The organism is Nocardia sp. NPDC004604 (assembly GCF_040609795.1).
GTDB lineage: Bacteria > Actinomycetota > Actinomycetes > Mycobacteriales > Mycobacteriaceae > Nocardia.
The window spans coordinates 38,897-54,887 of record NZ_JBEXLC010000025.1; the positions used below are offsets into that span (position 1 = coordinate 38,897).

The window sequence follows — 15,991 nt, forward strand, 5'->3', positions numbered from 1 at the left end:
CTGGGCGAACACCATTCGACTACCTTCGACCGCTGCCTGGACGGGAGGAGCTAGCTGGACGCGGCACTGGTTTGGCGTTGGTCGGCGCGGCGGCGGAGGATTTCGGCGGTTTGGTCGTCGGCGGGGAGGAAGGCCTCGAGGTGGAGTTCGGAGAGGGTGATGTCGACGGCGGTGGCGAAGCTGGTGATCGTGGTGATCAGGCGGAGTTCGCCGTCGGGGCTGCTCAGGCGTAGGGGGACGGCGAAGCCGAGGTGGTCGGGGCCCAGGGTGGCCTCGGGGAGGTAGCTCTCGAGTTCGGCAATGAACTCGTCGAGGTGGGTGTCCGGGCTGCGCAGGGCTTTGCCACGCAGGCTTTCGGTGACGTGGCGGCCCCATTCGGGCAGGTTCTGTACGCGTCGGGCCAGCCCATCGGGGTGTAGGGCCAGGCGGAGCACATTGATCGGCGGGGTGATCAGTTCCGCCGCGGCCTCTTCGGTGAGGATGTCGAAGGCGGCGTTGGCGGCGACGAGTCGGCCGTACGGGCGGGTGACGACCGCAGGGTAGGGCAGGTGCCCGTCGAGAATGCGCTCCAGTGCGGTCCGGACCGGGCCCAATTCCGGTGTGTCCAGGTCGGATTCGGGGAACACCGGGGCGTATCCCGCGGCGAGCAGCAAACCGTTGCGCTCGCGCAGCGACAGCTCCAGCGATTCGGCCAGCCGCACCACCATGGTGCGACCCGGCCGCGAGCGTCCCTGCTCCAGGAAGCTCAGATAGCGCTGGCTGGTATCGGCGCGAATGGCCAGGTCGAGCTGGCTCACGTGCCGTTGCGTACGCCAGTGCCGCAACTGCTGCGCGAACGGACTTGGCTCTACCACCGTGGTCATGACTCCAGTGATATCCGACCCGGCGCACCCGCGCCATTCCCGACAGGGAATCAACGGGCCACCCGCGCGCTTCATCGGTGTCATTCCCTGGAGGGAATCGCGCGGCGGCGTTGTGCTCGTAAAACTCTGAGCCATGAGCAAGCGATTCGATGACAACGACCTGACCGCCTTCGCCGAGCGCTACATGGCCCAGTGGAACGAGTCCGACCCGGAACTGCGCCGCAAGCTGATCCACGAGATCTGGGCCCCGTCCGGTGCGCAGACCCTGGTCGATCCGCCGCTGGAGATTCGGCAGGCGGCCGCCCAACTGAACTTCGCGGTACCCGCACTGGAAGTGCGCGGCCACGACGCGATGCAGGCACGGGTGACCCGCGCCTACGAGATGTTCGTCGCCTCCGGCGAATACCTCTTCGAGGTGGGCGAGCCCACCGAACTGCCCGCCGGTCTGATCGGCCTGCCGTGGTCGATGGTCGCACGCGCCGACGGCTCGATCGCGGGCGGCGGCTACGAGGTCATCGGCCTCGACGCCGACGGCCGCATCACCTCCGACCACCAGTTCATCGAGGGCGTGCGATGAGTGCGGTGCGTGCTGCCGGGCTGGCGAAGACGTTGCGGTACAGCCGGATCGTGCGCACCGCGGACGGCGGCTCGCGATTCGTCGACGCCGAACTGGATTTGGCCGATCGCACTCTGGCCACGGGCGTCCCCGCGATGGCCGTTGCCGGATTGTCGTCAGCGGCGACCGTGACGTATTTGCGCAGTGCGCAATTCGATAGCGACCCGCATCCGGCTCCGGCCGAACAGTGGGTCGTTATGCTGCGCGGCCTGATCGAGGTGACGACGAGTGACGGTCGCAGGCGGCGCTTCGGTCCCGGCGATCTCGTCCATGTCGAGGACACCGACGGGCAGGGGCACGTCACCGTCGGTGTCGGTGACGCCCCCTTCGAGGCGCTGTTCGTGCCGACCACTGATTTTTCGATTGCTACCGAGAACTGAGAGAGCAGATCATGAATGCCATTGCTTACCACCTCGATCCACTGCACGGCCTGGCCGGGCTGACCGTTCGGGAGCAGGAGGTGCCGGTGCCGGGGCCGAATCAGGTGGTCATCAAGGTGCGGGCGGCCTCGGTGAACAGGCGGGATCTGATGCTGATGGACGGCATCTATCCGCTGCCTGCGACCCCGGATATCGTTCCGCTCTCCGATGGTGTGGGAGAGGTCATCGCCGTGGGCGACAATGTGACTCGCGCCGCGCTCGGCGACCGGGTCACCGCGACGTACTTCGTGCGCTTCGTCAGCGGGCCGCAGCGGCTGGCCCTGGTCGCCGAGCAGTACGGCGCCAACTACAACGGCATGCTCGCCACTTACGCCGTGCTCGAAGAGGATTCGGTGGTGCATGTGCCCGACCATCTCACCGATATCGAGGCGGCCACGCTGACCTGCGCGGGAGTCGTCGCCTGGGCGGCGCTGACGAAACCCGCGCCGGTCGGACCGGGTGAGACGGTGCTGACCGTGGGCAGTGGCACCGTTGCGCTGTTCGCCGTGCAGTACGCGAAAATACTGGGTGCCCGGGTCATTTCGATCACCTCGGGCCGGGATAAGGCCGAGCGGTTGCACAAGCTCGGCGCGGATGAGACCGTCGACCGGAGCGAGACACCCGACTGGGACGAGAAGGTACTAGAACTCACCGACGGACACGGTGTCGAACATGTGGTGGAGGCCGTCGGGCTGCCCACCCTGTCGAAATCGGTGCGCTCGGCCGGATACAACGCAATGATCACCATGATCGGCGCATCGCAGCTGCCGAAGGGACAGCCACTCGAGAATCCGTTCGTCGGACCGTATCTCGCGATCCGCCGGATCGCGGTCGGCAGCCGCGACGATTTCGAGGCGATGAACCGGACCATCACCGAACACCGCATGCGCCCGGTCATTGATCGGACATTTCCACTCGATCAGGCAGTGGAGGCGTACCGGTACTTCCGCGACGACAATCCGTTCGGCAAGGTCGTCATCACCATGCCCTGAGTCAGGGCAGCCGTTGAGTTCGCGTGTCATGGCGTCCGTTTCGGCCTGGGTGATCCAGCGCCGATAGGCCGCCTTGACCTGAATCCGCCTGGTCACATAGGTGCAGCGGTATTGCCCGCGCGGCGGCGGCCAGCTCGCGGCAATGGATCACACTTGTCGGTGTAGGTTCGGCCCAGCCGATCCGGAATCGTCCGGCGGCAATGTGACTCGGCGGTCAGGCCTCGAATGGCACTATATTGCCCGCCACGTCACGAGTTCCTGCGGTGGCTTCGATAGCGGCCGCGAGTTCGGCAGCGGTGGTCCAGGTGCGCGGTGGTCCGGCTTCGATATTGCCGATGGTGTACCAGGTCTCGTTGCCGCGATAGCGGACCAGACCCTTACCTGTGTCGTCGAGGGCGACATCGAGCTCGCCGGAAACCGTCCCTTCCTCCTCGGTCATGACGGCTGCCTTGACGGAAATCTCGATGATGTCGCTTATTTGAACTCTCCTCGACGGACGCAGTCATCGACTGCGTTGCGCAGTGCGGTGTGTTCGGCGGGATCAACGGTCAGCGCGTATTTTACTTTGATCTTGACATAGTGCTCGATATAGCCACACCGGAAGTTTCCCGGCGGCAGATAGTTCGTGGCGTCCTGATCGCCCTTGGAACGATTGGCCGACGGATCGGAGGCGATGAGATTGATGGCGTCATTGGCAATGCGGCGGCGGGTATCTTCATCGCGCTTGTCCGCACCCGAGCGCCAGGCCTCGGCCAGGGGCACGATGTGCTCGGCATCGACGGTCGCCGGATCGGTCATCCACTTGTAGGGCTTGAGTTTTCCGGTCTTCGAGTCGAGAAATCCGTACTGGTCGCGCCAGCCGCCGTCCTTGCCGACGGTGAGTTGGCAGGTCTTCGGGTCGAGTTCGACCGAGCCGGTGGCGTCGCGCAGCATCATCACATCTCGGGTGGTGCACTTGCTGTACTGCTCGAATTCGGTGCCGAATCCGTGCTCGGCCTTATTCGTATCCCAGTGTGGGAACTTCTCGCGGCTGTAGCCGTCCATCGCTGCCTCCGGCGCGTCGACCAGCTGCCCGAGCAATGCGGTGATGTCCTTACCGGAAATCGTTGCGGCGCTTGCGGCACCAGGCGCTTTGCCGCCGCTCTTACCGGTCCAGTCGTCGAAGAACGAATAGGCGACGGCGACCACAATGGCCAAGACGACGGGTGCGCAAACGGCGAGTGCGCGACGCACGGGGCTGGACGACAACCACTTCACAACGATCGAACTTCCTAGCCTCGCACCGATGAATTTGTCGGGCGTCAAGCTACCGTCGGCCGCCCGTCCCGTATGTGATTGTCACGTATGACGTTCGGCACATCCAGTGGGAGAACGTTCTGTGCGGCAATGCGACTGAGCGGTTTGTGTCCGGCACATCCAAAACCACCCCTGAGTCGCCGTGCCGGCGCCGACTCAGGGGTGGTCGTGTCACGAAGGAGTTGGTCCCGCTGGCGAGTGAACGGGCCGGGTGTCCAGTCCAGATGATCCGTTCGGGCGACTCCACGAGGCTGATGAGGGAAGTCTCGTCGAGTCGTCGTACCGCGGGTGACTCCTTGTGACGGTCTGTGTGCGAACTTCATTGTTCTTACGTAGATAGACAGTAGATCAATCCGAAATTCTTTGTAAACCCTTTACCTAATTCTGAGAATCTCCTGAATGCTGCGATGAGTATTTGAAGTATGTACTACTCACATACGGAATTAGGTTTACCTGCGGTTGTGTTGAGATCCGTTCCGGGTGGGCGGCGACAGGTGGAGTCCGGTGGGTGACGAGCGTCACATCGCGCGGCTGTCACAACGGGCGCGGAGTGTGTGTCGAAACCGGGTGCAGGCACAGAGCAGGATCAAGGAAGGACCCGCATCATGGCTACCGTCGACGTTCTCGACTCGTTCATCAACTACACCGATACCGGTGCCGGTTCGGTACCGGTGGTGTTCCTACACGGCAACCCCACCTCATCGCACCTGTGGCGCAATGTGCTCCCGCATGTCGCCGGGCAAACCCGGGTGCTCGCGCCGGATCTGATCGGCATGGGCGCGTCCGGGAAGCCGGACAGCGCCTACCGGCTCGAGGATCACGCCCGCTACCTGGACGCCTGGTTCGATGCACTCGGCCTCGATCAGGTCGTCATCGTGGGCCACGACTGGGGTGGCGCGCTCGGCATGCACTGGGCCGCACGGCATCCCGACCGCATTCGCGGCATCGCACTGATCGAGACGTTCCTGCGGCCGATGAGCTGGGACGATCTCCCGCCGCTCGGCGCCGAACTGTTCCGCAAATTCCGCACGGCCGAGGGCGAGCGAATGGTGCTCGAGGAGAATATGTTCATCGAGTTCAACCTGCCGAGGGGCATTGTCAACCTGTCGCAAGAAGATCACGATGTGTACCGCGCGCCCTTCCCGACGCCGGAATCGCGCAAGCCGATACTGGCCTGGACGCGCGAGTTCCCGGTGGACGACTCGCCCGCCGATGTGGTTGCGCTGGTGCAGAACTACGACCAGTGGGCAGCCCGGAGTCCCGAGGTGCCGAAGCTGCTCATGGGGCTGGACAACGGGGTCGGGCTCGGTTCGCCGGAGGTGATCGCCTGGGCTGGCGAGACTTTCGCCAGTGCCGAGGTCGTCTCGGTCGGTGAGGCCGGTCACCACGCGCCCGAGGATCAGCCAGATGCGATCGGCACGGCGGTCGCGAACTGGTTGCGTGCCCACTCGCTGACGACGGCGACTACGAGTGCGTAAGGGGGTGCGCCGCGCGGAGCACTGATCGACTGGCTCCGCGCGGGGGGACTTGCGCCCGGCCGGATACCGCCGAAGGATTGTGCGGTGGAACCCGAGCTATCGCAGTCCGAACAAGACCCCGCCGCCGATGTGACCAGGATCGGACTCGGCGGTGACGTCGAGGGCGCGGTGCCGGCCGAGGCGCGGGCACAGGAGCGGGAACTCGTCGATCGGGCCATTGCCGGTGACGGGGCCGCCATCTCGGATGTGGTGCGGCACCTGCAGGATCCGCTGTATCGGCTGGCGCTGCGGATGGTGTGGCGGCCCGCGGAGGCCGAGGATGCGACGCAGGAGATCCTCTTGCGGGTGGTCGGGAATCTCGCGACCTGGCGGGGTGAGGCCAAGCTACTGACCTGGGCCTACCGGATCGGGGTCAACTATCTGCTGAATCTGAAGCGGCAGACCCCGCAGGAGGCCGCGCAGGTCAGTCTCGACACATATCGGGAGGGTTTGGCGGACGGGCTGGCGGCCGAGGACTACCGCGGGCCCGAGGCCGAGGTGCTCGCGCACGAGGTGCGGCTCAATTGCAGTCAGGCCATGCTGCAGTGTCTGGCCCGCGACGAACGGGTCGCATTCGTGCTCGGTGAGGTCTTCGAGCTCAGCTCCACCGATGCGGCCTGGATTCTGGGTATCTCCGCATCCGCGTATCGGAAGCGGTTGGAGCGGGCCAAGAAACGCATCGCGACGTTCTTGAATTCGACCTGCGGGGTGGCGAATCCGGAGGCGTTCTGCCGCTGTTCGCGGCGGGTGGACAAGGCGCTGGCACTCGGGCGCGTCGATCCGAAGCGGCCCGTCTTCGCCCGCCATGCGGTCAGTGCGGGCGGGCGCAATGTCAACGCGGCCGAGGAGCAGATGATCCGACTGCACGATGCCGCGGCAGTGATCCGGGTCCACCCCGATTACGCGGCACCGCAGGCGAAGATGGACGCGATTGCCGGACTGCTGCACTCGGGGCGCTTCCCCCTACTTGACTGAGCGGCTCACGGACGGGGGCCTCGGCAGTTGTTCGTGATCAGGCGGCGGGCGTCGGTCGTAGGAGCGGACCGGTGTGGACACCACGGATGGTGTGTGCCGCGACGACCGCCCAGGCGGCGACCAGTCCGATGTAGAGGACGACCGCGGTGACGGCGAAGAGGTCGGCGCCGGTGTGGCCGTAGAGCACGGTGCTGCCGGTAATGCAGGTGCCGAGGGGGAAGGTGAAGCCCCACCAGGTCATGTTGAACTTCAATTCGCCTGCGCGGGCGGTCTTTACGATGACCGTGGCCGCCAATGCCAGCCACAGCATTGCGAAACCCCAAGTGGCGACGCCGAAGATGACCGAGAAGACGGTCAGGCCCTTGGTGTAGAGCTCGGGCAGCACGGATGGTCCGGCATTGGCGAGAAGTCCTGCGGCGGTGACGGATTGGCCGAGCGGGCCGAGCACGATACAGAGCGTGGGAATCATGTTCGCGGGTGGGAGGTCATGGTGCACCAGGCGGGACCAGATCATGGTGATGGTGACAATGGAGGCGATCAGGCTCAGACCGAACATGGCCAGGCAGACCAGGATCATGGTCAGTCGCAGCTGTCCCTCGGGGGCATAGGGAACCAGCAGCGCGCCCATGGCCGCGGACACCATCGGGGGCACCACGGGCATCAGCCAGCCACCGAAGGCGGCATCGGGTTCGATGCGGTGGTGGGTGAACATTCGGTAGGGGATGGCAACGGCGGTCATCAGGCCGAGTACGGTGCCGACCGACCAGAGCACCCAGTCGACGGTGAGTGCGGCGCCGAGGCCGATCACATCGCGGCCGAGTAGCAGGGTGCCCCCTCCGATGGTCAGCAGTGCCATGGGTGGGGCGCCGTAGAAGTGCGCCATGACGGGGTGGTCGCGGTGGCTCCGGGCGAGCTCGGGGTAGCGCATCCGGTGCATGGCGAAGGCGATGGTCAGTACCACCAGCAGCAGTGCGGCCGACGCCCAGACAGCGGTCGCCGCGCCGCGCAGCCCTGGAAACTGCAGGGGCAGGGTGGCGGCGGCATTCGCGACGATGCCGGTGCCCATGACGGCGGCGAACCAGTTGGGGCCGAGGTGTCGCAGCGATCGGGGCTCGACGGGGCGGCGGGTCGTGTCGCGTTCGAGTTCGCCCAGGAGGCGCCGCGAGCGTGCGGGGCGGAAGGTCACTGTGGCGGCCATAGATCCAGATTCGTCGGCTCGAGTGGCGCCGAGTAGCCACGGCGTTTCTATGGGTGCATAGACTCGTTCTATGCCGCTGTCTCCGCGTGTTCCGGATCTGGCCGCCCTCGACCTGCTGCTTTCGGTCATCGAACTGGGCAGCCTCGGGCGTGCGGCGCAGGCACATGGGATCAGCCAGCCGTCGGCGTCGTCGCGCATCCACTATCTGGAGAAGCTGGTCGGCCTGCCGGTGCTGGAGCGCAGCACCCTCGGTTCGCGGCCGACTCCGGCGGGGGTATTGATCGCCGAATGGGCGCGCGGGGTGATCGACGCGGCCGGGCAACTGGACGCGGGCATCGACACATTGCGCGCCCAACGCGATTCCCACCTGCGCGTGGCGGCCAGCCAAACCATCGCCGAGTACCTGTTCCCCGGCTGGCTCATGACCTTGCGCGGCGCCGCACCCGATACCACCATCGCGTTGGAGTCCGGCAATTCCGTCGAGGTGGCCCAGGCGGTGCTCGATGGCAAGGATGTCATCGGCTTCGTCGAGAGCCCGGGGAATTTCCGCGGCCTCGAGAGTCATATCGTGGCCCGCGACCGGCTTGTTGTCGTGGTCGCCCCGCAGCATCGGTGGGCGCGGCGCGGTTCGGTCGAACTCGCCGACCTCGCCGCGACCCCGCTGATCCAGCGCGAGACCGGTTCGGGCACCCGCACTTGGTTCGAAAATGCTGTCGCGCAGGCCATTCCAGGGTGGAAACCCACTGTCGCGCTCGAACTCTCCTCAACCACCGCGATCAAGACCGCGGTCGCCTCCGGTGTCGGTCCTGCGGTGCTCAGCTCGCTGGCCGTAGCCGCCGAAATTGCCGCGGGCACCTTGGTGTCCCCGGCCATTACCGGCCTGGACCTGACCCGAACCCTCCGTGCGGTCTGGCCCTCCGGCCAGCGCCTCACCGGTCCGGCCCGCGCCCTCTACGCCATTGCCGGCCGCACGACTGGATCCGGACCGAGTTCCGACCCCACGCAGGCGGGGTCCGCACCCGCCTAGCGTCGGATTCGGTGCGGTGGACCTGCTATTCGGCGTCGGGAGGCTGTGCGGCCGGGGGAATTCCGGTGTCCAGAAAGCGGATCAGGCGATCGATGCGGTTGGTGTGGTCGATGCAGCGCTCCAGTTTGTTACCGACCATGGCGATATCGATGGCGGCCTCGGTGGGGTGGGTGTGGGTCGGGTCGGCGAGGGCGATATGGAGTTGCCGATGCAGCTGATCCATTGCGAGGGAACCGGATTCGGGGGTGGCTGACTCACGCCCGGTGGCGACCGTTTGGCCCGCGAGGGCGGTGTAGTGGGCGGCCAGCCGGCCCATCGCGGTGAGGATATCCATAAGATGTTGGGGTGCAACGGGTTCCGGATGATATTTGTAGACCTGATCGGCGACGCGGCTGATCAGCAAGCCGATCCGGGACAGTTCACCGGCGATCTGGATCGCGGTCACGACGTGGCGTAGATCACGCGCGACCGGCGCCTGCAGCGCGAGCAGCACCACGGTCCTGGCCTCGCATGCCGAGTACATCTTCTGTAGCTGTTCGTCGTGCGCGAAGGCCTCGTAGGCGGCGGCGAGATCGGCGTCGCCGAGCGCAGCGGTGACGCGCTCGGCGGCATCGTGGGCGAGCCGACACATGAGCGTCAAATCATTGGTCAACGCGAGGAGCTCGCGAGTGAACTGGGTCCGCACTTGGCACATTGTCGCGCATCGCCGCGCCATCGCGTACCTGAATCTCGACTCCATCGCAACGTTGGCAGGAATGGACAGGCCATAACGCTCGGGCTGGCACCGGCAATCTGCGGGCGGTTTTCCGCGCAGCGGTATTCGGCGCCGCGAACCCGGAACCGGCCTGCGACTACGACATCGCGGTCTACCTGCGCCCGAGCCGATTCGCCGAGTGCGACAAGCAGTTCGGTTCCGCCGCACTCGAATTCGACGGCAACGCAGCAGCCGTCGAACTCGACGCGGCCGTGCCCGCTCGATCCGTAGCCACCTTCGCCAGTGCCGCATCCAGCTAGCTCCTGCCGTATCCAGCCCTGAGGCCGGGTTGTCGAACGTAGTCGAATGGCGGTCGATACGGCGCCATATTCGGCGCCACATGACTGCGCTCGGCGCGCAGTCGGAGGGGTGGGGCAGCAATCTGGCTGGGCGGGGCGCCAGCGATCCCATCGACGGAGCGGTGGATATGTTGCGGGGCGAAACTTAGGGGTATCGCATGGACAGTGCCAGCGGTGAGCAGACAGAGCGCCACCGATGTGGCAGCGAGGGGACGCGCGGGGGTTCGCCGACAGGTCCGACTGGTTTTGATCTCTCCGGAGTAGCGTCGCGGTATGGCGAATCTGCGGGATGTGCAGCATCGGGTCGTGACGACTCTGCAGCGGCGGGTCGGGAATCCGATGCTGCGGAGGTTGCCGACGCAGCAGCTGCTGGAGACCGTGGGGCGGGTGAGTGGGCAGCCGCGGGTTACGCCGATCGGTGGTCGCCGGGTCGGTAATGCGTTCTGGCTCGTCTCCGAATTCGGTGAGCGCTCGCAGTACATCCGGAATATCAAGGCCGACAATAGGGTTCGAGTGCGGCTGCACGGGCGTTGGCATACCGGTACCGCGCATCTGCTGCCCGACGATGATCCGCGCGCTCGGCTGCGGGCCTTGCCCAAGGCCAATAGCACGGCCGTTCGGCTGGTCGGCACCGATTTGCTGACCGTCCGGATCGATCTCGACTGACCGGACCGCTGCCACAGCTCGTCGTCGTCGGCCCTCGCAGTATCCGGCGATAACTCCCGGACGTGCGCAAACCCGCATACCCCTGCTCACACGCGCTCGGCTGCGGACAATTTGCTGACACGATGGAAGTCATGATCCGTGCGTCGACTTCCCGCTGGACCGTATTCATCCCACTGCTAGCCGCGATCGCCCTGGCCGCCACCTGGGGGCGATCGCTGCCGGGTATCGGTGTGGTCGTGGTGGGCGTGGCCCTGGTCGGTGCGGTGCTCGCGGCGGTACACCACGCCGAGATCGTCGCGCATCGGGTGGGGCAGCCGCTCGGATCACTGGTGCTCGCGATCGCGGTGACGGTGATCGAGGTGGGACTGATCGTCACGATCATGGTCTCCAGCGGGGAGAAGTCGGCGGCGCTGGCCCGCGATACCGTCTTCGCCGCGGTCATGATCACCTGCAACGGCATCTTCGGGCTCGCCCTGCTGGTCGGTGCGGTCCGCAGACGGGTGGCGGTTTTCAATGCCGAGGGCACCGGCGCGGCACTCGGCACGGTGGCGACCCTGTCCACACTCAGTCTGGTCCTGCCGACCTTCACCACCAGCAAGCCGGGGCCGGAATTCTCCGCCGCGCAATTGGTCTTCGCCGCGGTGGCCTCGCTGTCGTTATATGCCCTGTTCGTCATGGTGCAGACGGTGCGGCACCCGGACGATTTCCTGCCCGTCGAGGAGTCCGCCGACGGTGCGCTGGCCGAGCACGGCGAGCGGCCCACGGTGCGCGCGAGCCTGCTCAGCTTCGCCATGATGGTGGTCGCGCTGGTCACGGTCGTCGGTCTGGCCAAGGTGGTGTCGCCATCGATCGAATCGGCGGTCGCCTCGGCGGGTCTGCCGCAGTCCGCGGTCGGTGTGGTCATCGCGCTGCTCGTGCTGCTGCCGGAAACCCTGGCCGCGGTGCGTGCGGCGCGTCGCGATCAGGTCCAGATCAGCCTCAATCTCGCGCTCGGGTCCGCGATGGCGAGCATCGGTCTGACCATTCCGGCAATCGCCGTAGCAACCATCTGGCTAGACGGTCCGCTGGTGCTCGGCCTCGGTGCGACCCAGATGGTACTGCTCGCATTGACGGTTGTTGTCGGCGTGCTGACGGTGGTGCCGGGCCGGGCGACCCTGCTCCAGGGCGGCGTCCATATGGGCCTGTTCTCCGCATTTGTCTTCCTCGCCGCTAGCCCCTAGTTGGCGTGACCGGAACCACGAATAACTGCGCTGAGCGGGGCGAACGGCAGGTAAGTGGCGAGCGTCACAGCTTGCCGATTTTGTTGTAACCCAGCGTAACGATTAGCTTGCTGGATGTTGGCATCGACGCCGGATCCGGAGAGTGCGGCATGAACTTCGACACATCCCGCACCCCGCCACCATCATGACCAGGGCCCCGAAGATCGCCGAATTGCTCAATAGCTTTCAGCTCGCCGCTGGCGATATCGCCTGGGCCGGACCGGCCACCACGGTCGGTGCGCCTGATCTGGTGCGGTTCGGTCAGGCGCTCGACGATCTCGTCGAGGCGGTCGGTCGGCTGGTCACGGCCGGGAACAGTCCGCAGATGTACCTGGAGGGCAATGGCCTTGTGCCGTTTCTGCAACGGGTGACCGAGTGGATGGACAAGGTCGGGCCGGAGCTGAAATCGCTGATCGCCGGATTGCGGCCACTGACCGACGCGGTCACCGCCAGCGCACCGCGTATCGACCTCAGCAGCCTGATCGGCCAGGCGCTGCACGAAACCGGCGATGACGCCGTCAAGGTGCGCGTCGGCGTCAAATAAGGCGTTGGCCGAACGGAACACGCGCCGAGAAACCTGATCTTTCCTGCCGGGACTTCGGTAGCCTGCCAGCAGAGTTTTCGTGAAGGTAGTCCCTACTCGGCACGAAGGCGGTGCGATGGTGCAATTCGGTGGTGCGGCACCCGGCGGCAATCGCGGAACCGATAACACGCGCGTCCTAACCGTCGCGGCCGTCCTCGCCGCCGCACTTGCGCTGGTGGTCGCGATCGCGCTGCTGCGATCGAATCAGGATTCGGACAGCGACGTGCCGTCCTCGACCGCGAAGTCCACCTCCGCGACGGTACCGACCACCGCCCGCCCGGCCCCCGCACCCCCGATCTCGCCGCCATCGAAATCCGTGCAAGCGCGCAAGCGCGGTGACGATTGCTCCCACGAAAACGTCATCGCCCAATGGGACCTGCGCAACGGACTATGGGTCTGCACGCCCCTGCTGCAGGGCCCCGAGGTGCACCAGGTCGGCGACGACTGCTCCCATGACGGCATTGTGGCGCAATGGGGCCGGTCGCCGGAGGGCCACTGGACCTGTATCCCGCAGAGCCCGGCCCTTCAAGAGGTCCCACCGGCGGCCGAGACCCCGATCCCCGCGCCGGTTCAGACGCAGCCGAACCCGGTCCCGAATCCGGCACCGATTCCAGCGCCGGTGCCGGAGAATCCGGTCCCGAATCCGGCACCGGTGCCACAGAATCCGGTCCCGAATCCAGCGCCGGTGCCAGAGAATCCGGCACCCGCACCCGCACCGGCACCTGTACCGATGCCGGACAATCCGTTCCCGGGTCTACCGCCGCTGCCCGTGATTCCAGGTCTGCCGTAGCCACCGACTGCTGGGAAAATCGTTCGACAGGGCTGAGATGCTCGATTGGTGATCGTTGTCCCCGAATTCTTCGCCGATCGTCTCGTCAGGTTGGAGCCCGCGGCGCGGGCGTGGGTGGCCGGTCTGCCCGAGCTCGCGGCCCGCTACGCCGAGCACCGCCGAACCGAATCCGGCCTCGATGACCGCTTCGCCACCGTCGTCGATATCGCGGGACTCGATCCGGACCGCGCCCGCGCCTGGACCCTGGTGCGCGCCGTGCAGAACTGGCTCTGGTTCGTCGACGGCGAGGACACCGAGGACTTCGGCTGGCCCGCCGTCCAAGTCATCGCCCCATGGGCCATGCACTGACCTATCGGCGATGCGCAGAAAACGACTCCACGCCACCCGCCCGGCCGATGCTCCCTGGCGAAACCGCCTGCGTTCCAAGCCAACAGAGACCAGGCCGCCCAACTTTTCCGCCCGCCGCACCGCACGCCGTCGCTACTGGTGAAGAATCGTCGCCGGGTGATGCCGATGCCGCGGGAATTGCGCTGGGCGAGAGGTAGGCGATATTGCCTCGACCGAAGGCCGGAATCCGGTGGCCCGCCTCGGAAAACTGGTTACGCACCGAAGGCGGGCAGCACGTAGCGCTCGACGAGCGTTCGCTCCGCGGCGGGATCGGTCGCGGGCCAGAACAATAGCGAGAGCACTACACGGACTATCCATTGTCCGGCAATCGGATCGTCGCCGGTTCCGGTCAATTGTGTTGCAGCGTCGGCCAATCGGGGATTGTTCGCGAGGTATTCGTCGACCTCTGCCGGGGTGGTTGCCGTCAGGAAGGCGGTGGCTACCGGGTCGGCGCGGACGGCGGTCAAGGCCGCGAGAATCGCGTGGGTGATGCGGTCCGGGCCGGTGTGGGCCGCGGCGGAGTGCCGGATGGTTTCGGCGATGCGGGCGGTGGCCCCGACCAGGACGGCATCGCGCAGTGCCGACTTGCCGCCGACGTAGCGGTAGACGGTGGCGCGGGAGCACCCAGCCGCGGCGGCGACGTGATCGATATTCAGTCCGGCCATGCCCTTGCGTGCGATGAGGTCGGCCGCGGCGGCGTGGATGCGCTCGATCGCGAGGTCACGGCGGTGGCCGCCAGCGAGCCAATCGGGCAGACCGGTCATCGCGACCTCCTGATTCGCTGACGAAGAACTCGGGATTTTCGGTCAGATACGGTTGAAGAATTTTGTCTCAGAGTGAGACATTCTAGGCGAGATCGGCCAGCGGAGCGGCAGGTGGGCGGCGGGCCTCGAGACAGCGTGCGACCTGTGGATTCGGTGCCGGATTCGCAGTTTTTCGAGGCTATTGACGCGGGTGGTCGAGGCCGCGAAATCTGGTGTGCGGAAGTAGAAATCGTGCGTTGGAAAGGCGGAGCGAATGACCCGCGCATTGAATGACATCGACCTGTTCGACCCCGGGCTGCTCGACGATCCCTACCCGCTCTATGACCGACTGCGCACCGACTCGCCGGTGCACCGCATCGCGGACACCGGTTTCTACCTGGTCAGCCGCTGGGATCTGGTCATGGAGGCGACTTCGCGCCCCGCCGACTTCTCCTCGAACCTCACTGCGGCGCTGGTCCGACAACCCGACGGTTCAGCCGGGGTTTTCGATTTGGACGGCGGAGGACAGGCGATCCACGTCCTGGCCACCGGCGACGACCCGACCCATCAGGCGCACCGCAAACTGGTGCTGCCCGCCCTTGTCGCCAAACGCATTCGCGCACTGGAACCCACCATCGTCGCCACCGCGGATCGCCTGTGGACGGCGGGTTTCGGCGCCGGACGCATCGAATGGATGTCTGCCATGGGCGACCGACTGCCGATGACCTTGGTGGCCAACCTGATCGGCCTGCCCGACGACGACATTCCCCAATTGCTCACCTGGGGCTACACCAGTAATGAACTGCTCGACGGCGTGGTCACCACCGACCGTCTGGTCGCTGTCGTCACCGCCGCCACCGAACTCGCGGGCTATCTGCGCCGACAGCTCGTCCGAGCCAGCGACCACCCCGACGACAACCTCCTCGGCGATCTCGCAAAAGCCTGTGCCGCAGGCGAACTCGCTCGCGATGTCGCCGTCCTGATGCTCGTCCAACTCGTCGGCGCGGGCGGTGAGTCCACCGCGGGACTCATCGGCAACGCGACCCGTATCCTCGCGGCCGACCCCACCCTCCAGACCCGTCTGCGCACGGATCCGGACCTGCTCACCCCGTTCCTCGAGGAGGTTCTGCGCCTGGAATCCCCCTTCCGCGCCCACCACCGCCACGTCGTCCGCGACACCACGCTCGGCGGCACCGATCTCCCCGCGGGCAGTCACCTGCTCCTACTCTGGGCCGCCGCCAACCGTGACCCCGCCGTCTTCGCCGCCCCCGACGAACTGCACCTGGACCGCCCGGCCCAGCGCAATCACCTGGCCTTCGGTAAGGGCATCCACTTCTGCGTCGGCGCGGCCCTGGCCCGGCTGGAGGCCCGCGTGGCCCTGCAAACCCTGCTGACTCGGACGGCCGCATTTCGGCTCGCACCCGATCCCGCTGCGGCCCAATGGGTTCCCAGCATCTTCGTGCGCCGCCACCACCGCCTCGCCCTTGTCGCCGAGTAGCTCCAGCGGCCCGCCGGGCGTGGGCTGAGCGATTACCAGTTGACCTGGGATACGGCCTTCGGGAGGACCGACCTCCTCCGACGGCAGGAGTTGCAGTCCGCACCAGCCG

Annotated in this window: 18 protein-coding genes; 12 read left to right on the plus strand and 6 right to left on the minus strand. The window is 66.3% G+C overall.

The features are described from left to right. Positions 1-50: 50 nt before the first annotated feature. A complete protein-coding gene (locus ABZW16_RS12010) occupies positions 51-863 on the minus strand; it encodes a helix-turn-helix transcriptional regulator (protein WP_354954950.1) in 813 nt (270 codons plus the stop codon). 133 nt (positions 864-996) lie between these two features. Here ABZW16_RS12010 and ABZW16_RS12015 point away from each other — a divergent pair, with 133 nt between their 5' ends. Genes ABZW16_RS12015 through ABZW16_RS12025 form a run of 3 tightly spaced genes read left to right on the plus strand, consistent with a single transcriptional unit; the run spans position 997 to position 2,890 of the window. After that, complete coding sequence (locus tag ABZW16_RS12015; RefSeq protein WP_354954952.1) at positions 997-1,440, plus strand: hypothetical protein; 444 nt, start codon at positions 997-999, stop codon at positions 1,438-1,440. After that, positions 1,437-1,859 carry a hypothetical protein gene (locus ABZW16_RS12020; protein WP_354954954.1) on the plus strand — a complete coding sequence of 141 codons (423 nt, stop codon included), beginning with the start codon at positions 1,437-1,439 and terminating at the stop codon, positions 1,857-1,859. The genes ABZW16_RS12015 and ABZW16_RS12020 overlap by 4 nt, the downstream gene beginning before the upstream one ends. Before the next feature lie 11 nt (positions 1,860-1,870). Further along, entirely contained in the window at positions 1,871-2,890 is a 1,020-nt protein-coding gene (locus tag ABZW16_RS12025) for an NAD(P)-dependent alcohol dehydrogenase (protein ID WP_354954956.1), read from the plus strand. Positions 2,891-3,104: 214 nt separating this feature from the next. Here the strand turns inward: ABZW16_RS12025 and ABZW16_RS12030 are convergent, their stop codons facing one another. Together ABZW16_RS12030 and ABZW16_RS12035 are read right to left on the minus strand one after the other, a co-directional pair. Continuing rightward, positions 3,105-3,329 (minus strand): hypothetical protein, encoded by a 225-nt coding sequence (locus tag ABZW16_RS12030; protein WP_354954958.1) that lies wholly within the window; start codon positions 3,327-3,329, stop codon positions 3,105-3,107. A 35-nt stretch (positions 3,330-3,364) separates the two neighbouring features. Then, a complete protein-coding gene (locus ABZW16_RS12035) occupies positions 3,365-4,147 on the minus strand; it encodes an HNH endonuclease family protein (protein WP_354954960.1) in 783 nt (260 codons plus the stop codon). Positions 4,148-4,791: 644 nt separating this feature from the next. Between ABZW16_RS12035 and ABZW16_RS12040 the strand changes: the two genes are divergently transcribed. Together ABZW16_RS12040 and ABZW16_RS12045 are read left to right on the plus strand one after the other, a co-directional pair. After that, positions 4,792-5,664, plus strand: coding sequence for a haloalkane dehalogenase (locus tag ABZW16_RS12040; protein WP_354954962.1), 873 nt, complete (start codon positions 4,792-4,794; stop codon positions 5,662-5,664). An 84-nt stretch (positions 5,665-5,748) separates the two neighbouring features. Beyond that, positions 5,749-6,678 carry an RNA polymerase sigma factor gene (locus ABZW16_RS12045; RefSeq protein WP_354954964.1) on the plus strand — a complete coding sequence of 310 codons (930 nt, stop codon included), beginning with the start codon at positions 5,749-5,751 and terminating at the stop codon, positions 6,676-6,678. A 37-nt stretch (positions 6,679-6,715) separates the two neighbouring features. Here ABZW16_RS12045 and ABZW16_RS12050 read toward each other — a convergent pair whose 3' ends face one another. Beyond that, positions 6,716-7,876: a TDT family transporter gene (locus tag ABZW16_RS12050; RefSeq protein WP_354954966.1), complete on the minus strand. Its 1,161-nt coding sequence runs from the start codon at positions 7,874-7,876 to the stop codon at positions 6,716-6,718. 70 nt (positions 7,877-7,946) lie between these two features. Between ABZW16_RS12050 and ABZW16_RS12055 the strand changes: the two genes are divergently transcribed. Next, positions 7,947-8,903 carry a LysR family transcriptional regulator gene (locus ABZW16_RS12055; protein WP_354954968.1) on the plus strand — a complete coding sequence of 319 codons (957 nt, stop codon included), beginning with the start codon at positions 7,947-7,949 and terminating at the stop codon, positions 8,901-8,903. A 25-nt stretch (positions 8,904-8,928) separates the two neighbouring features. On the opposite strand, the gene ABZW16_RS12060 is transcribed toward ABZW16_RS12055, so the two are convergent. Beyond that, on the minus strand, positions 8,929-9,597 hold the full coding sequence (locus tag ABZW16_RS12060; protein ID WP_354954970.1) for a PhoU domain-containing protein: 669 nt from the start codon (positions 9,595-9,597) through the stop codon (positions 8,929-8,931). Positions 9,598-10,229: 632 nt separating this feature from the next. Between ABZW16_RS12060 and ABZW16_RS12065 the strand changes: the two genes are divergently transcribed. The 5 genes from ABZW16_RS12065 to ABZW16_RS12085 all read left to right on the plus strand — a co-directional run bounded on the left by ABZW16_RS12065 (position 10,230) and on the right by ABZW16_RS12085 (position 13,602). Further along, positions 10,230-10,622 carry a nitroreductase/quinone reductase family protein gene (locus ABZW16_RS12065; RefSeq protein WP_354954972.1) on the plus strand — a complete coding sequence of 131 codons (393 nt, stop codon included), beginning with the start codon at positions 10,230-10,232 and terminating at the stop codon, positions 10,620-10,622. Positions 10,623-10,744: 122 nt separating this feature from the next. After that, positions 10,745-11,842 (plus strand): ionic transporter y4hA, encoded by a 1,098-nt coding sequence (locus tag ABZW16_RS12070; protein WP_354954974.1) that lies wholly within the window; start codon positions 10,745-10,747, stop codon positions 11,840-11,842. A 184-nt stretch (positions 11,843-12,026) separates the two neighbouring features. Continuing rightward, positions 12,027-12,425, plus strand: coding sequence for a hypothetical protein (locus tag ABZW16_RS12075; RefSeq protein ID WP_354954975.1), 399 nt, complete (start codon positions 12,027-12,029; stop codon positions 12,423-12,425). A 115-nt stretch (positions 12,426-12,540) separates the two neighbouring features. Then, on the plus strand, positions 12,541-13,254 hold the full coding sequence (locus tag ABZW16_RS12080; RefSeq protein WP_354954977.1) for a hypothetical protein: 714 nt from the start codon (positions 12,541-12,543) through the stop codon (positions 13,252-13,254). A 48-nt stretch (positions 13,255-13,302) separates the two neighbouring features. Then, on the plus strand, positions 13,303-13,602 hold the full coding sequence (locus ABZW16_RS12085) for a hypothetical protein (RefSeq protein WP_354954979.1): 300 nt from the start codon (positions 13,303-13,305) through the stop codon (positions 13,600-13,602). Between the two features lie 251 nt (positions 13,603-13,853). Here ABZW16_RS12085 and ABZW16_RS12090 read toward each other — a convergent pair whose 3' ends face one another. After that, positions 13,854-14,405 (minus strand): TetR/AcrR family transcriptional regulator, encoded by a 552-nt coding sequence (locus ABZW16_RS12090; RefSeq protein WP_354954981.1) that lies wholly within the window; start codon positions 14,403-14,405, stop codon positions 13,854-13,856. A 253-nt stretch (positions 14,406-14,658) separates the two neighbouring features. Here ABZW16_RS12090 and ABZW16_RS12095 point away from each other — a divergent pair, with 253 nt between their 5' ends. Continuing rightward, positions 14,659-15,882, plus strand: a complete 1,224-nt coding sequence (locus ABZW16_RS12095) for a cytochrome P450 (RefSeq protein WP_354954983.1) — start codon at positions 14,659-14,661, stop codon at positions 15,880-15,882. Positions 15,883-15,991 lie beyond the last annotated feature (109 nt).

What these genes read in the sequence shown, in the direction of transcription:
- ABZW16_RS12015 (WP_354954952.1), top strand. Translation starts at nt 997, where the DNA reads ATGAGCAAGCGATTCGATGACAACGACCTGACCGCCTTCGCCGAGCGC.
- ABZW16_RS12090 (WP_354954981.1), bottom strand. Translation starts at nt 14,405, where the DNA reads ATGACCGGTCTGCCCGATTGGCTCGCTGGCGGCCACCGCCGTGACCTC.
- ABZW16_RS12040 (WP_354954962.1), top strand. Translation starts at nt 4,792, where the DNA reads ATGGCTACCGTCGACGTTCTCGACTCGTTCATCAACTACACCGATACC.
- ABZW16_RS12075 (WP_354954975.1), top strand. Translation starts at nt 12,027, where the DNA reads ATGACCAGGGCCCCGAAGATCGCCGAATTGCTCAATAGCTTTCAGCTC.
- ABZW16_RS12070 (WP_354954974.1), top strand. Translation starts at nt 10,745, where the DNA reads ATGGAAGTCATGATCCGTGCGTCGACTTCCCGCTGGACCGTATTCATC.
- ABZW16_RS12060 (WP_354954970.1), bottom strand. Translation starts at nt 9,597, where the DNA reads ATGTGCCAAGTGCGGACCCAGTTCACTCGCGAGCTCCTCGCGTTGACC.
- ABZW16_RS12010 (WP_354954950.1), bottom strand. Translation starts at nt 863, where the DNA reads ATGACCACGGTGGTAGAGCCAAGTCCGTTCGCGCAGCAGTTGCGGCAC.
- ABZW16_RS12055 (WP_354954968.1), top strand. Translation starts at nt 7,947, where the DNA reads ATGCCGCTGTCTCCGCGTGTTCCGGATCTGGCCGCCCTCGACCTGCTG.
- ABZW16_RS12065 (WP_354954972.1), top strand. Translation starts at nt 10,230, where the DNA reads ATGGCGAATCTGCGGGATGTGCAGCATCGGGTCGTGACGACTCTGCAG.
- ABZW16_RS12025 (WP_354954956.1), top strand. Translation starts at nt 1,871, where the DNA reads ATGAATGCCATTGCTTACCACCTCGATCCACTGCACGGCCTGGCCGGG.
- ABZW16_RS12080 (WP_354954977.1), top strand. Translation starts at nt 12,541, where the DNA reads ATGGTGCAATTCGGTGGTGCGGCACCCGGCGGCAATCGCGGAACCGAT.
- ABZW16_RS12050 (WP_354954966.1), bottom strand. Translation starts at nt 7,876, where the DNA reads ATGGCCGCCACAGTGACCTTCCGCCCCGCACGCTCGCGGCGCCTCCTG.
- ABZW16_RS12030 (WP_354954958.1), bottom strand. Translation starts at nt 3,329, where the DNA reads ATGACCGAGGAGGAAGGGACGGTTTCCGGCGAGCTCGATGTCGCCCTC.
- ABZW16_RS12095 (WP_354954983.1), top strand. Translation starts at nt 14,659, where the DNA reads ATGACCCGCGCATTGAATGACATCGACCTGTTCGACCCCGGGCTGCTC.
- ABZW16_RS12020 (WP_354954954.1), top strand. Translation starts at nt 1,437, where the DNA reads ATGAGTGCGGTGCGTGCTGCCGGGCTGGCGAAGACGTTGCGGTACAGC.